The organism is Panacagrimonas sp. (genome assembly GCF_965216805.1).
Classification (GTDB): Bacteria; Pseudomonadota; Gammaproteobacteria; order Nevskiales; family Nevskiaceae; genus Panacagrimonas.
The window spans coordinates 1,085,063-1,098,119 of record NZ_CBDCGN010000003.1; the positions used below are offsets into that span (position 1 = coordinate 1,085,063).

General features: G+C 62.4%; 10 protein-coding genes, 1 tRNA gene and 1 pseudogene. 8 read left to right on the top strand and 4 right to left on the bottom strand.

Going from position 1 to position 13,057, the window contains the following annotated elements; translation table 11 throughout:
• Nucleotides 1-34 precede the first annotated feature (34 nt).
• Genes ACOOHP_RS17980 through ACOOHP_RS17990 form a run of 3 tightly spaced genes read right to left on the bottom strand, consistent with a single transcriptional unit; the run spans nt 35 to nt 3,311 of the window.
• Nucleotides 35-1,228, bottom strand: coding sequence for an efflux RND transporter periplasmic adaptor subunit (locus ACOOHP_RS17980; protein ID WP_420467860.1), 1,194 nt, complete (start codon nt 1,226-1,228; stop codon nt 35-37).
• A 9-nt stretch (nt 1,229-1,237) separates the two neighbouring features.
• Entirely contained in the window at nt 1,238-2,560 is a 1,323-nt protein-coding gene (locus tag ACOOHP_RS17985; protein WP_420467861.1) for a TolC family outer membrane protein, read from the bottom strand.
• Between the two features lie 22 nt (nt 2,561-2,582).
• A complete protein-coding gene (locus tag ACOOHP_RS17990; protein ID WP_420467862.1) occupies nt 2,583-3,311 on the bottom strand; it encodes a TetR/AcrR family transcriptional regulator in 729 nt (242 codons plus the stop codon).
• 248 nt (nt 3,312-3,559) lie between these two features.
• Here ACOOHP_RS17990 and rplM point away from each other — a divergent pair, with 248 nt between their 5' ends.
• The 8 genes and pseudogenes from rplM to ACOOHP_RS18030 all read left to right on the top strand — a co-directional run bounded on the left by rplM (nt 3,560) and on the right by ACOOHP_RS18030 (nt 11,578).
• Nucleotides 3,560-3,997, top strand: coding sequence for a 50S ribosomal protein L13 (gene rplM / locus ACOOHP_RS17995; RefSeq protein ID WP_420467863.1), 438 nt, complete (start codon nt 3,560-3,562; stop codon nt 3,995-3,997).
• Between the two features lie 14 nt (nt 3,998-4,011).
• Entirely contained in the window at nt 4,012-4,410 is a 399-nt protein-coding gene (gene rpsI, locus ACOOHP_RS18000) for a 30S ribosomal protein S9 (RefSeq protein ID WP_420467864.1), read from the top strand.
• 63 nt (nt 4,411-4,473) lie between these two features.
• A tRNA-Gln gene (locus ACOOHP_RS18005) sits at nt 4,474-4,547 on the top strand.
• Between the two features lie 195 nt (nt 4,548-4,742).
• Nucleotides 4,743-5,969 (top strand): tyrosine-type recombinase/integrase, encoded by a 1,227-nt coding sequence (locus ACOOHP_RS18010; RefSeq protein ID WP_420467865.1) that lies wholly within the window; start codon nt 4,743-4,745, stop codon nt 5,967-5,969.
• A gap of 132 nt (nt 5,970-6,101) precedes the next feature.
• Nucleotides 6,102-6,740, top strand: coding sequence for an NYN domain-containing protein (locus ACOOHP_RS18015; RefSeq protein ID WP_420467866.1), 639 nt, complete (start codon nt 6,102-6,104; stop codon nt 6,738-6,740).
• 193 nt (nt 6,741-6,933) lie between these two features.
• Nucleotides 6,934-9,057 (top strand): site-specific DNA-methyltransferase, encoded by a 2,124-nt coding sequence (locus ACOOHP_RS18020; protein ID WP_420467867.1) that lies wholly within the window; start codon nt 6,934-6,936, stop codon nt 9,055-9,057.
• Nucleotides 9,054-10,484 (top strand): annotated as a pseudogene (locus ACOOHP_RS18025) (DEAD/DEAH box helicase); the annotation flags it as partial. The gene ACOOHP_RS18020 and the pseudogene ACOOHP_RS18025, both read left to right, overlap by 4 nt.
• A 59-nt stretch (nt 10,485-10,543) precedes the next feature.
• The gene (locus ACOOHP_RS18030) at nt 10,544-11,578 is read left to right on the top strand and encodes a tyrosine-type recombinase/integrase (protein ID WP_420467868.1); all 1,035 of its coding nucleotides are present in this window, start codon (nt 10,544-10,546) and stop codon (nt 11,576-11,578) included.
• Between the two features lie 196 nt (nt 11,579-11,774).
• On the opposite strand, the gene ACOOHP_RS18035 is transcribed toward ACOOHP_RS18030, so the two are convergent.
• Nucleotides 11,775-12,974, bottom strand: a complete 1,200-nt coding sequence (locus tag ACOOHP_RS18035; RefSeq protein ID WP_420467869.1) for an MFS transporter — start codon at nt 12,972-12,974, stop codon at nt 11,775-11,777.
• Between the last annotated feature and the right edge of the window lie 83 nt (nt 12,975-13,057).

The window sequence follows — 13,057 nt, forward strand, 5'->3', positions numbered from 1 at the left end:
TGTGCTCCGGTGAAACGGGCTACGGCAGCAGGTTTCAGGATTCCTTCGGCTGCGGGGACAGCTCGGCGTCGGGCACCACGCTGTTGTCGATCAGCACCGGCTGCTGGTTGCGCAGCTTGAGCAGGCCCGAGGTTGCAACACGCTCGCCCGGTTTCAAGCCTTCGAGCACCGCCACGAAATCGCCGCGGGCCTCGCCGATACGCACGAAGCGCTGGATCACTTCGAGACTCGGTTTCTGTTCGCCGCTGGCCGCGTCGGTGGCCTGGGCATCGCCGGCCGACGGCGCCACGTCGGGCGTAGCCGGGTCTTGCTTTTTCTCGCGCACCACGAAAACCGAGGTGCCGTAGGAGCTGTAGTTGATCGCCGTACGCGGCACCGCCAGCAGCTCGCGCTCGCCGGGCAGCAGCAGTTTGACCCGGCCGAACTGGCCGGCGCGCAGCTTGTGATCGGGGTTGGGCAGGCGCGCACGCAGACCGAAATTACGGGTGGCTTCGTCCACGCGCGGCTCGACCGCGGTCACTTCGCCGGTGAATGTGGTGTCGGCGTAACCGTCCACCGTCAGTTCGACTTTCAGTCCGGGCTCTGCCACCGCCAGATGCTGTTCGGGCAGCGAGAAATCGAACTCGATCGGGTCTACCGACTGCAGCGACACGATCGGCGTGCCCGGCGACAGATACTGGCCAAGGTTGATCTGGCGGATGCCGAGCTGACCGTCGAAAGGCGCGCGGATGTCCTTCTGTGACAGCAGGGCCTGCTGGGCCTGTGCCGCGGCGCGGGCGGCATTGGCTTCGGCGTTGGCGGCGTCGAGATCGGACTTCGAAATCGCTTCCAGATCGAACAGTTTCTTGCGTCGCTCCAGATTGAGCCTGGATAGCTCGGCCTGCGCCTTCAGGCGTTCCAGTTCGCCGCGTTCGTTGGCCGAGTCCAGCGTGACCAGACGCGCACCGCGTTTGACGTGCGCGCCGGACTCGAAGTGGATTTCGGTGACGATGCCACCGGCCTCGGTGGTGACGTCGGTGCCGTTGACGGCGACCACCGAGCCGATGGCTTCGAGCTGGTTGTCCCAGGTCATCGCCTCGGCAGCACTGGCGGAAATCGTTGCCGGTGGCACCGGCATGCTGTCGAAATAGGCGTTCATGCCCTGGCGACCCATGTACTTCAAGGCAAAGACGCCGCCGAACAGCACCAGCGCCAACACCAGCATGATGAGCATTCGTTTTGTGGTCATGGGACAATCTCAGGGCTGTGCGGGGGTCTGCGTGAAGAGGGCGTCGACGGCGGCGAAGAATGTTTCGTCGATCTGGCCGGTGTACTGGCGCAGTTGCAGCATGTTCAGCAACAAGTCGTAGCGTGTCTGATTGAGATTGCGGCTGGCCTGCACCACGCGGCTTTGCGCATCGAGCACGTCGGTGATGGTGCGAGTCCCCGCGTCGTAACCGGCCTTGGTCGCCGTCTGAGCCAGCGCCGCTGATTCGCGCGCGCGTTCGTAGGCTCGAACCTGGATGTAATTCGTTTTTAGCGAGCGGAACAGCACCCGCACCTCTCGCTCGGTTTCCGACGCCAGAAGCTGGGCTGCCGACTCGGCCCGTCGCAGATTGGCCTCGGCTTCGCGCACGCGGCTGTCGTTGTATCCGCCTGCATAGATCGGCACATTCAGTTCCACGCCAATGCTTGCGTCGTCCTGACGCTGTCCGAGCACGTACTCGGTGGAGTCATTGCGACTGACGCTGGCGACCAGGTCGACCTGTGGCATCGCGTCTGCCCGGCGGCTGCGAACCTGTGTTTTGGCGATCTGCGCGTCGCGTCGCGCGATGACCAGTGCCGGGTTGTTCTCGGTGGCTGCGTCAATCCAGGCATCGACCTCGGCCGGCACGACGGGGCCGAACACCACGGCGTCCGGCATCTGCGGCAGATCGAAATCGCGACGGCCGACGGTCTCGGCAAGCACGTCGCGCGACGATTCGACCTCCTGCTGAGCTGATAGCAATTGAGCCTGCGCCAAGTCGTCGCGTGCCTGGGCCTCCTTGAGGTCGGTTCCGGGCACCAAGTCCACTTCGTAGCGTTTGCGGGTGTCCTGCATAGACTCGCGCACGGCATCGGCTTCGGCTTGAGCCTGTCGCAACGCGTCCTCTGCGATCAGCACGCCGATGTAGCGTTCAGCGACGCGGCTGTACAAATTGACGCGGCGCTGTTCCATGCCGGCATCGGCCAGGGCTTCCTGCGCGTCGGCGCGCTCGCCGCGCGCTGACCAGTCCAGGCGAAACAAGGCTTGCCGTGCCTCCAGCCCGGCCGACCAGGCGGGGTATTCGTCGCGCGACTGACCGAATGCGAACTTGGAGTCGGAGTAGCTGTAGTTGTAGCTGCCCTGCGCCGACACCGTAGGTCGCAGGCCAGCCCGCTCTTGTTCGCCAAGTTCGCGCTCGGTTTCCCGAAGCGCAATCGACGGCGGGACCGATGGATCGTTCTCGTAGGCCAGCGCCAGCGAATCGACCAGCGTCAGTGGCGCGGTGTAGGCGTGCCCGGCCCACAGCAGCAATGGCGCCGCCAACAGCAATCGCAACCGTTGCGCCTTTGGAGGCGCGTTACTTGAGGCAGCTTTCTTCATCAAACACTTCCTTGACGATACGCTGGATCAGGGACTCGATGGCGGTACGGTCGGCGGGGTCGAAGAGGGGCTTCCAACCGAAACCGTTCAGCAGGTACTGCAGATGACGGAACATGAGCGAGTAAGGGTCCCGTACGGAAAAATCCTCGAGCATGCCCTCGGCATGCGCCAGGTTGTGGTAGCCCAGACACATCGACCAGGTCGCCATCGAAATCTCCTGGGCGTTCTGCTCGTGCAGGGTCAGATCGCCGGCGCGACGGGCATCGTCGACGATGGAGATCACGACCTCGGCGAGCGGATCGTTGACCTCGAAGAAGGTCTTGCGCCGTTCCGGCGAGGTGGCGTTCCACACCACCTCGCTGAGGGTGTATTGGGCCACCCGGAAAAAATCCGGGCATTGGCTGATGAAGCGGCTGTCGGCCACGCCGATGGCGAACATGCGATCACGCGACGGGGCTTTCCACGCTGCCACGCGCTGGAACAGCGATACGTGGCTTTTGACGTAGCGGGTCATTAGCGCCAGCAGCAGGTCCTCTTTGGACGCGAAGTGCTGGTATAGGGTGCCGACCGCGTACTCGCTCTTGTCGGCGATGCGGCTCATCTGCAGGTTAAGCAGGCCGTCCTGCCGGATCAGCTCCTGGGCGATGTCCAGGAGCAGCTCCTCGCGGTCGGCGATCTCCCTCTGGCGGCGTTCCCGGGTTCCCACTGATTTGAATATAAAATGTGATGCGGACGCGCATCCTGAATTAGATTCAAAATTCCGGCAAGTAGGAGATATGCGCTAGGCGGTTCACGGGAAGGGGCGCGATCTGTCAGCCCTCAGACCCTTTGTACCCGTGTCCAGGCTTGATTTCGCCGGTGCCGCTCACTATCCTTCGCGCCCTTTTGACGTTTCGGGGCGGCCCCTCAAGGCCTTCTGGAAACCGAACTATAACTACCCATAGGAAGTATTCGATGAGCACGTTCATGGCGAAAGCCGAGAGCGTCAAACGCGACTGGTTCGTGATTGATGCCGAAGGCAAGGTCCTCGGCCGGTTGGCCACTGAGGTCGCACGGCGTCTGCGCGGCAAGCACAAGGCGGAGTTCACCCCGCACTGCGATACCGGCGATTACATCGTCGTGATCAACGCCGCCAAGATCGTTGCTACGGGCAACAAGCTCAACGGCAAGGACGGCAAGATCTACTGGCGCCACACCGAGCATCCTGGCGGCATCAAGCAGACCTCGCTGCAGGAGATGCTGGCCAAGCATCCCGAGCGCGTGATCGAAAAGGCCGTCAAGGGCATGTTGCCCAAGGGCCCGCTGGGCTACGCCGTCTACCGCAAGCTCAAGGTTTACGCCGGTGCCGAGCACCCGCACACCGCGCAGCAGCCGCAGCCCCTGAACATCTGAACGGTCCCTCGAACATGGCCACTACTCCTACGCAGAACTACGGCACCGGCCGTCGCAAGACCGCCGCCGCCCGCGTGTTCCTCAAGCCCGGTCAGGGCGCCATCTCCATCAACGGCAAGACGCTCGACGAGTATTTCGGGCGCGAGACGTCGCGCATGTTGGTGCGCCAGCCGCTGGAGCTGTGCGACCTGCTGACCCGATTCGACATCAAGATCACCGTTGCCGGCGGCGGGCCCTCGGGCCAGGCCGGCGCGATCCGCCACGGCATCACCCGCGCGCTGATCGATTACGATGAAATGCTTCGTCCTGCGCTGCGCACCGCCGGTCTGGTAACGCGCGACGCCCGCGAAGTGGAGCGCAAGAAGATCGGTCTGCACAAGGCGCGTCGTCGCCCGCAGTACTCCAAGCGCTAATTCCGGTTCGGGGCCTGCGAGTCGTTCTACCGCTCGCAGGCTTCGCGGAACGACGGTTGCTGTTGGGAGATCGTCTAATGGTAGGACAACAGATTCTGACTCTGTTTATCTAGGTTCGAGTCCTAGTCTCCCAGCCAAATTAAGTTCCGAGGATGTCTCAGTCAGACCGGAACGAACCAATAACCCCGCGAAATGCGGGGTTTTTTTTGCCTACTCGGCCCGATGTGTTCCGATCAGAGCCGAGACTGTGTGTGTAGCAATTTGTGTAGCAATTTGTTTTGAGCGGGTGCTTTACTACACAATCAGGACATACTTCGAACCTGGTGCTACACATGGCCGTCAAACTCACGGAATTGCAGGTCAAGAACGCCAAGCCGCGCGCAGCCAAGTATTCGATGGCCGTTGGCAACGGTCTGATGCTGCTGGTGAACCCGGATGGGGCCAAGTATTGGCGGCTGCGGTACCGGATCGGGGGCAAGGCGCGGATGGTGGCGGTGGGCAAGCCCTATCCTTACACCTCCTTGAAGCAGGCCGTGACCGTCGCGGCAGAGTTCCGCGCCCTGATCGCGCAAGGCACAGATCCGGCGGAAAAGCGACGCAAGGAAAAGCTGCTGGAGCGGGAGAGGGTGGCGAACACCTTCGGTGAGGCCGCGGGGGCATGGCACACCTTCCGGAGCAAGGCATGGAATCCAAGAACTGCCGAGCAGGCGAGCATCTACCTGGACAAGGACGTGCTGCCCAAGCTGCGAAGCCGTCCGCTGGACAGTATTTCGCCGGCTGAGCTTGGAGCCCTGGTGGCCGGCATCGAGGCGCGGGGCGCTTTCGACGTAGCCAAGAAGACGCGGCAGTGGATCAAGGCGATCTACAGTTATTCCCGCGCCAATGGCTGGACCGTTGCCGACCCTGCCCGTGATCTGGCATCGATTTCGCAGCCGGGACCGGGTGCAACGAACTACGCTCATCTTCCACTTGAGGAGCTTCCGGAGTTCCTGCACGCCCTTGAAAATTACGAGGCGTCTACCCTGGTGAAGTCCTGCGCCATGCTGGCGCTCTGGACCGCGAACCGTCCAGGTGTAACCCGCAGCCTGAAGTGGTCCGAGCTGGACCTGGACGCGGGGATCTGGACCATCGACAAGGGCAGGGATGGCATGAAGAGGGGCTACTACCACCTGACGCCGCTACCGCGTCAGGCGATTGCCATGCTGCGCGAGATTCAACCGATCAGCGGGCACTTCGAGTACGTGTTCATCGGACGAAATGATCCCACCAAGCCGCTGAGCGACGGGGCGATTGCGGGAATGATCAAGCGTATCGGCTACCGCAACAAGCAGACCATGCACGGCTTTCGACACCTCATCAGTACGGCACTGAATGACAAGGGCTACGAGCCCGACTGGATCGAGCGGCAACTGGCGCACGGCGACCCGGACAAGATTCGCGGCACCTACAACAAGGCTGCCTATCTGGAGCCGCGCCGCAAGATGATGCAGGACTGGGCGGACTACCTGGACGGGTTGACGCGCGGGGCGAATGTGGTGCCGTTCAAGCGCGCAGGATGAGCCGATGTGCGGCCCCTGTGTGGTCCCAACGCTGGGACTAGCTGGGGTAAACTAGGGTTTACTACCCTCGCGGCTTCGGCTTCGGGGTGCGGGGCCGCCTCTGGCGGCCCTTGCTTTTTGCGGGGTACAAAAATGCCAACACCGCCCTATCGCACCATCGTTTACGTCGATGGCTTCAACTTCTACTACGGCGCGGTGCGCGGCACGCCCTACAAGTGGCTGGACTGCGCGGCGCTGTTTGAAAAGGTGCTTGGCCCAGAGAACCAACTGGTGAAGGTGAAGTATTTCACCGCGCGCGTGCAGCCCACGCCGCACGATCCGCAGGTGAACCAGCGACAGGACACCTACCTGCGCGCCTTGCAGACATACTGCCCGCGAGTAGAACTGGTGTTCGGACACTTCCTCCGGCACCGCATGAACATGGAGAACGCGACTCCGCCGCCGGCCACCGTGCCAGTGTTCAGGACCGAGGAGAAAGGCTCGGATGTGAACCTCGCCCTGCATGTGCTCAACGATGCTTGGCTCGACGCCTACGATTGCGCCGTCGTCGTCTCCAACGACTCCGACCTCGCCGAATCGCTGCGGCTGGTGAAGCAGCAGCATCGCAAGCTGGTGGGCCTTGTTACGCCCGGCGCGCCTGCGCGACACACCTCGCAACAGTTGCGACAGCACGCCAATTTCGTGAAACCCATTCGCACCTGGATGCTGCGGGACAGCCAGTTACCCAGCGTCATTCCGGGCACCACGATTCACAAGCCGCCGCGCTGGTAGCGGCCTTCCATAAGTGGCGGCGGGGCCGCGGTTCCATTGCGGCGATGAGCCGAATACTCTTGCGGCTCGCCCCGGTAGCAACGGCCGGGAACAAGCAAGAACAGCCGAGACGCTGCCCCCGTGACAATTCCCAACGCGATCCCGGTGAACATTCGGGACGCAGTACGTAGCTCCCACATCCCAGAGAGCCGACATGTCTCGACTCACTGAGCTGATTGCCCAGGCTAAGGCCAAGGACGGAAAGCTGGGGGGTGATCTAGAACGAGAGTTCAAGGCGCTGTCGTCGCGCCTGCCCTTCGGCCTGAATTTCGAGCGCCACCGGCCGGAAGCGGTGGAGCTGCCGCTGCGGCCCATCCGCAAGGGCGACAAGGTGCGCGTGCTGCCGGAACGTGGCTCAACCAAGAAGGGCGACCCTCGGCTCTGGCAAGTGAAGAAGATCGGCGGCGCGGGCAAGGACCGGACTGCGGACCTTGTGCTGCTGGATTCTGGGGAGCCGCTAGCCCAAACCGTCGCGGTGGACGACCTGATCGTCATCGCCGAGTTCAAGGACACCATCTATCCGGGGCTCATCAGCACCGGCAGTGTCTCGCGCGGCGGCGACAAGCCCTCCCACACGGTCATCAATGGCGAGAATTATCACGTCCTCAAGGCGCTGACCTACACGCACCGCGGCAAGATCGACGCCATCTACATCGACCCGCCGTACAACACAGGCGCGAAGGACTGGAAATACAACAACGACTATGTTGAGGGCGATGACCTCTACCGGCACAGCAAGTGGCTGGCCTTCATGGAGCGGCGGCTGCTGATTGCGCGGGAGCTGCTGAATCCGGCGGATTCGGTGCTGATCGTCACCATCGACGAGAAGGAGTATCTGCGGCTGGGCTTGCTCATGGAACAGTTATTCCCTGAAGCGAACCTCCAGATGATTTCGTCTGCGATCAACGCTACCGGAACGATACGGGTCAACGAATTTACGAGGGTGAACGAGTACTTGTTTTTTGCTCTGTTCGGGGACTCTCGCATCTCGCCCGAGGCAGTTAGTGAATCAAAGAGTGCGGTGCCGTGGAACCTTCTCCAACGGAGAGAAATGCCATCACGCCGTGGTGGACCGAAGCCCGGCCCGGATCAGTTTTATCCGATCTATATTGATTTGCAGACCGAAGCGATAAGAGAAGTGGGCAAGCCTCTTCCTTTGGATGCAGACCGCGCAGCGGTTCCGCCATTGAAAGGGTGCCTGACGTTATTCCCGATGAAACCTGACGGCACGGAAATGACGTGGGGTCTAAATCCCGGAAGTCTTGAGAGATTACGCAGTAAAGGTTACGTGAAAGTAACCAGAAACAAACGACGCGGCAGCCAGGGGTTCAGCGTCTATTACCTCACAAGCGGCAAAGTTAGCGCGTTGAAACATGGGCAAGCTGAAGTAGTAGGAACGAACCCAGATGGCTCGATTCAAGCTTGTTATGTTCAGGGACAACAAGCCTTGCCAACCACAATGTGGATGCGTGAAAGCCATAACGCGCAGTCACACGGTACGAAGCTGCTATCCAAGCTCATACCAGGGAGGAAGTTTCCTTTTCCCAAGTCCCTTTACGCTGTTGAGGATGTGGTTAGATATTTCGCGAAGAACAAGCCCGAGGCTTTCATTCTCGATTTCTTCTCTGGCTCCGGGACCACGGCCCATGCGGTGATGCGCTTGAACAAGCAAGACGGCGGCCGCCGCCAGTGCATCTCTGTGACCAACAACGAAGTCGCTGCGGACGAGCAGACGACCCTGCGCGAGCAAGGGCTACGGCCCGGCGATGCCGAATGGGAAAAGCTCGGCATCTGCGACTACATCACCAAGCCGCGCATCGCCGCAGCCATCACCGGCAAGACGCCGGACGGCACACCGATCAAGGGCGAGTACAAGTTCACAGACGAATTCCCGATGGCGGAGGGCTTCGAGGAGAACGCCGAGTTCTTCACGCTGACCTACGAAACGCCAGTCGCGGTCAGTCACCACATGGCCTTTGCCCGCATTGCGCCCCTGCTGTGGCTGCGCGCGGGCAGCCGAGGACGGTGTATCGACAAGCTGCCTGCCGCCGGCTGGGAGGTGGTGGATGCCTACGGGCTGCTGATTCAACTTGATCAGGTGACGCCCTTTCTCAAGGCCGCGAGAAAGGCAGAGGGCCTGCGAGTGGCCTACATCGTCACCGACGACGAGCGGCGCTTCCAGGCGCTGGCGCAGCGGCTGCCGGAAGGCGTGGAGGCGGTGCGGCTGTACGAGTCGTACCTGACCAATTTCGCGTTCGCCAATGGAGAGGATGCGTGAAGTTCACTCTCAAGGGATACCAGGAAGACGCCGTCCGCGAGTCGCTGGCAAATCTGCGCAAGGCGCGCAAGCGATGGCGCGAGGACAATGACAAGCAGGCGTTCTCGCTGACCGCGCCGACCGGCGCTGGAAAGACAGTGATGGCGGCGGCGGTGTTCGAGGCGCTGTTCCACGGCGACGACTATTACGAGTTCGACGCCGACCCCGGCGCAGTAGTGATCTGGTTCAGCGACGACCCGTCATTGAACGAGCAGACGCGGTTTCGCCTGATGGAGTGCGCCGACCGGCTGCGGCATACCGATCTGGTGGTGGTGGAAAACAGCTTCAGTCAGGCCACGTTCCGGCCCGGCAAGGTGTACTTCCTCAATACCCAGAAGCTGGGTAAGAAGAGCCTGCTGGTTCGCGGCTTTGATGGCGAGGACGATGGCGGTCTGTTCCCGGAGACGCGGCCCGACATGCGCTCGCACACGATCTGGGACACGATCCGCAACACCATCGAAGATCCGGCGCTGACCTTGTATCTGGTGCTGGACGAAGCGCATCGCGGAATGGGCAACCCGACGACTGCGGCGCAGAACGAGAAATCCACGCTGGTCAGGCGGCTCATCAACGGCGAGAAGGGCGTCCCCGGAATTCCCGTGGTGCTCGGCATATCGGCCACGGTCGAGCGATTCAATCGGGCGATGGAGGGTGCGAAGGGGCGGAACATTCTGCCGAACGTGGAGGTGGATGCGACCCGGGTGCAGGAGTCCGGGCTGCTGAAGGACACCATCGCCCTGGATATCCCGGACGAGGCGGGCCAATTCGACACCGTGCTGGTGCGCCGCGCCACGGACAAGCTCCGGGAGTCCACCACCGAATGGGCGGCCTATGCCAAACGGCAGGAGAACGGCGACGCCGTGATCCCGCTGATGGTCCTGCAAGTGCCGAACACGCCCAGCCCCAATGACATCGGCCGCGCGCTGGAGACGATCTTCCAGCAATGGCCCGACCTGCCTGAAGACTGCGTGGCGCATGTGTTCGGCGAGCACAGTACGCAAACCTTCGGCCAATACACCGTGCCGCATATCTCGCCGGAGCGTGTGCAGGAGTCCACCTGGGTGCGGGTGCTGATCGCCAAAGATGCGATCAGCACCGGCTGGGACTGCCCACGCGCCGAGGTGATGGTGTCTTTCCGTCGAGCGGTGGATCGAACGCACATCACGCAGTTGCTCGGGCGCATGGTGCGCACGCCGCTGGCGCGACGTATTCCCGGCAATGACCGGCTAAATTCCGTGGACTGCCTGCTGCCCTACTTTGACGAAGAGACCGTCAAGGCGGTGGTGGAGGCGCTAATGCAGGGCGGCGGCGATACGCCGCCGTTCGGTCGCGTGCTCATCAATCCGAAGGAGATGAAGCGGAACCAAGCCGCTTCGGAGGAGATCTGGAACTAGACGAGAGCAGCAAGCCTTCCGTGAACAGTGACTTCAAAGCAGGAGCGTGACCCATGCCGAAATACTGCGCTGCCAATGTGCGGATCAAGCGTGAATATCTGATCTACCTGAAGGAAGCCAAGCGGCAGAGCGAGGCAAGCCTGGACGCGGCGGCGGGGGCTATCGCCCGGTTTGAGGCGTACACCCAGCATCGCGACTTCAAGGCGTTCTGCCAGCAGCAGGCGGTAGCATTCAAGCGCAGGCTGGCTGAGCAGAACAGCGCCGTCACCGGTGGCAAGCTGAGCAAAGCGACATTGCACGCGACGCTGTCGCACCTCAAGCGGTTCTTCCAGTGGCTCGCCGGGCAGCCGAGCTACAAGTCGCGTTTCACCTACTCCGAGGCCGAATACTTCAACGTGTCGGAGAAGGATGCGCGGATCGCCACCGCGCGGCGCCACAAGTCTGCGCCGACGCTGGAACAGGTTCGGCATCTGATCGCGAACATGCCAGCGGCCACCGAACTGGAGCAGCGCAACCGCGCCTTGGTCGCATTCATAATGCTGACGGGTGCGCGTGATAGCGCAGTGGCCTCGGCGAAGCTCAAGCACATTGATCTGGACGCCGGCTGTTTCTATCAGGACGCGCGGGAGGTGAAGACCAAGTTCAGCAAGACCTTCACCACGTTCTTCTTCCCGGTGGGGGACGACATTGGAGCCATCTTTGCTGCCTGGGTGGATCACCTGCGCCGCGTGAGGCTCTGGGGTCACGACGATCCACTTTTTCCGAAGACCCGCTGCACGGTCGGCAAGTCGCAACAGTTCCAGCACGACGACCTGGTGCGCGAGCATTGGGCAACCGCTACGCCGATCCGCCAGATCTTCCAGCGCGCATGCGCGGCAGCCGGGCTGCCTTACTTCAACCCGCACAGTGTCAGGAACACGCTGGTGATGATCGGGTCTCGCCGCTGCAAGACCCCGGAGCAGTTCAAGGCATGGAGCCAGAATCTGGGGCATGACGGCGTTCTGACCACTCTGGTGTCCTACGGCACCGTGTCGGACATGCGGCAGGGGGAAATCCTGCATGACATGGTCACCCACCCGCCGGGCTGAATCGGGAGCCCCAGCCCGATGTATTTGTGTAGCAAAATGTGTAGTAAGGCCAGAATGTAGGATATGAAGATGCGCAAAAGCAGTGGATTAGGTGGCAGGTTCGAGTCCTAGTCTCCCAATATAGGTTCCGAGGATGTCTCAGTCAGACCGGAACGTAGTCTCAAACCCGCCGCAAGGCGGGTTTTCTTTTGCCGGCTCACTCCGGCGGCAACCGCGCCACTTCGTTCATGCGCAGCTTGCGTGCCGCGTGACGGCCCTTGCGCGACAGCAGCATCGCCACGATCAGCAAACCCAGTCCGACCCAGGGCAGGTAGCGGCCGCCCACCACCTCCCAAGCCGCGCCGCCGAGCAGGGTGCCGCTGGATTGGCCCAGGTAGAACGCCGAGGAGTTGAGTGCGATCGAGGCGGTGGCCAGCGCCGGCGCCACCGCGGCCAGTCGCGCCTGCTGCAGCCCGTTGAAGCCAGCCGAGCCCAGGCCCCACAGCAGCTGCAACGCGAACAGCGCGTACAGCCAGGGTGACAGCAGCGGCCACAATGCGAAAACCACAATGGGGATCAGCCCCCACAGCCTGATGATTTTTTCCAGGCCCAGCCGATCCATCAGCAGGATCGCCAGCAGGTTGCTGGCGATCGCCGCCAGTCCGTAGGTCAGCAGCAGCGCCGACAGCAGGCCCGGTTCGCTGGGGCGCAGATCGGAGATGGTCGGCGCAAAGTAGCTGAAGAAGGCGTGGTTGCCGGCAGCGAAGATGGTGCTGGTGGCGATCAGCAGCATCAACGCCGGGGTGCGCAGCACGGTCAGCCAGATGCGCAAATTCACCGCCGGCACGTGCAAGCCGGGCGGTAGCAAGCGCCACAGCAGTAGCGCCGCGCCCAGGCTCAACAGCGCCAGCAGACCAAAGGAGGCGCGCCAGCCGATCTGGTGGCCGACCCAAACGCCCAGCGGAATGCCGAGCACCGTGGCCAGGCTCCAGCCCAGCATGATGGCGGAGGTGGCCTGCGTGCGTTGAGTCGGCAGTACCAGCAGGCCGAGCACGGCCGAGGCCTGCGGGGTGAAGACAGCGTTGGCCACCGCGGCCACAATGCGCGTGACCAGCAGTTGCTCGTAGGTCTGTGCCAGACAGGCCGCGCCGTTGGCGGCGGCGCAGACCAGCAGCATCGCAGCGAGCAGTTTGCGTCGATCGACGGCGGCGCTGAGCGTGGCGAACAACGGTGCTGCGATGACGCTGGTGATGGCAAACGCCGCGATCAGGAAGCCGGCCTTGGCGATGGACACCTGGAACTCGGCGGCCAGCTCGACAAGCAGTCCTCCGACGATATACAGGCTGGTGCCGATGACAAAATTGCCCGCACTCAAGATGCCGAGTCGTGGATCCTTGAACAGCGAGAAGATGCCCATTCGCACAGTGTCGCCTGCCGACCCGCCAGCGGGCGAGCGACCTGTCGCGACGGCGGTCGGTCCTGGTGCTTTGGCATGCGCGA

Bases quoted from the DNA above. Each gene is read 5' to 3' on its own strand.
- ACOOHP_RS17980 (WP_420467860.1), bottom strand. From the start codon at position 1,228: ATGACCACAAAACGAATGCTCATCATGCTGGTGTTGGCGCTGGTGCTG.
- rplM (WP_420467863.1), top strand. From the start codon at position 3,560: ATGAGCACGTTCATGGCGAAAGCCGAGAGCGTCAAACGCGACTGGTTC.
- rpsI (WP_420467864.1), top strand. From the start codon at position 4,012: ATGGCCACTACTCCTACGCAGAACTACGGCACCGGCCGTCGCAAGACC.
- ACOOHP_RS18010 (WP_420467865.1), top strand. From the start codon at position 4,743: ATGGCCGTCAAACTCACGGAATTGCAGGTCAAGAACGCCAAGCCGCGC.
- ACOOHP_RS18015 (WP_420467866.1), top strand. From the start codon at position 6,102: ATGCCAACACCGCCCTATCGCACCATCGTTTACGTCGATGGCTTCAAC.
- ACOOHP_RS18020 (WP_420467867.1), top strand. From the start codon at position 6,934: ATGTCTCGACTCACTGAGCTGATTGCCCAGGCTAAGGCCAAGGACGGA.
- ACOOHP_RS18030 (WP_420467868.1), top strand. From the start codon at position 10,544: ATGCCGAAATACTGCGCTGCCAATGTGCGGATCAAGCGTGAATATCTG.
- ACOOHP_RS18035 (WP_420467869.1), bottom strand. From the start codon at position 12,974: ATGGGCATCTTCTCGCTGTTCAAGGATCCACGACTCGGCATCTTGAGT.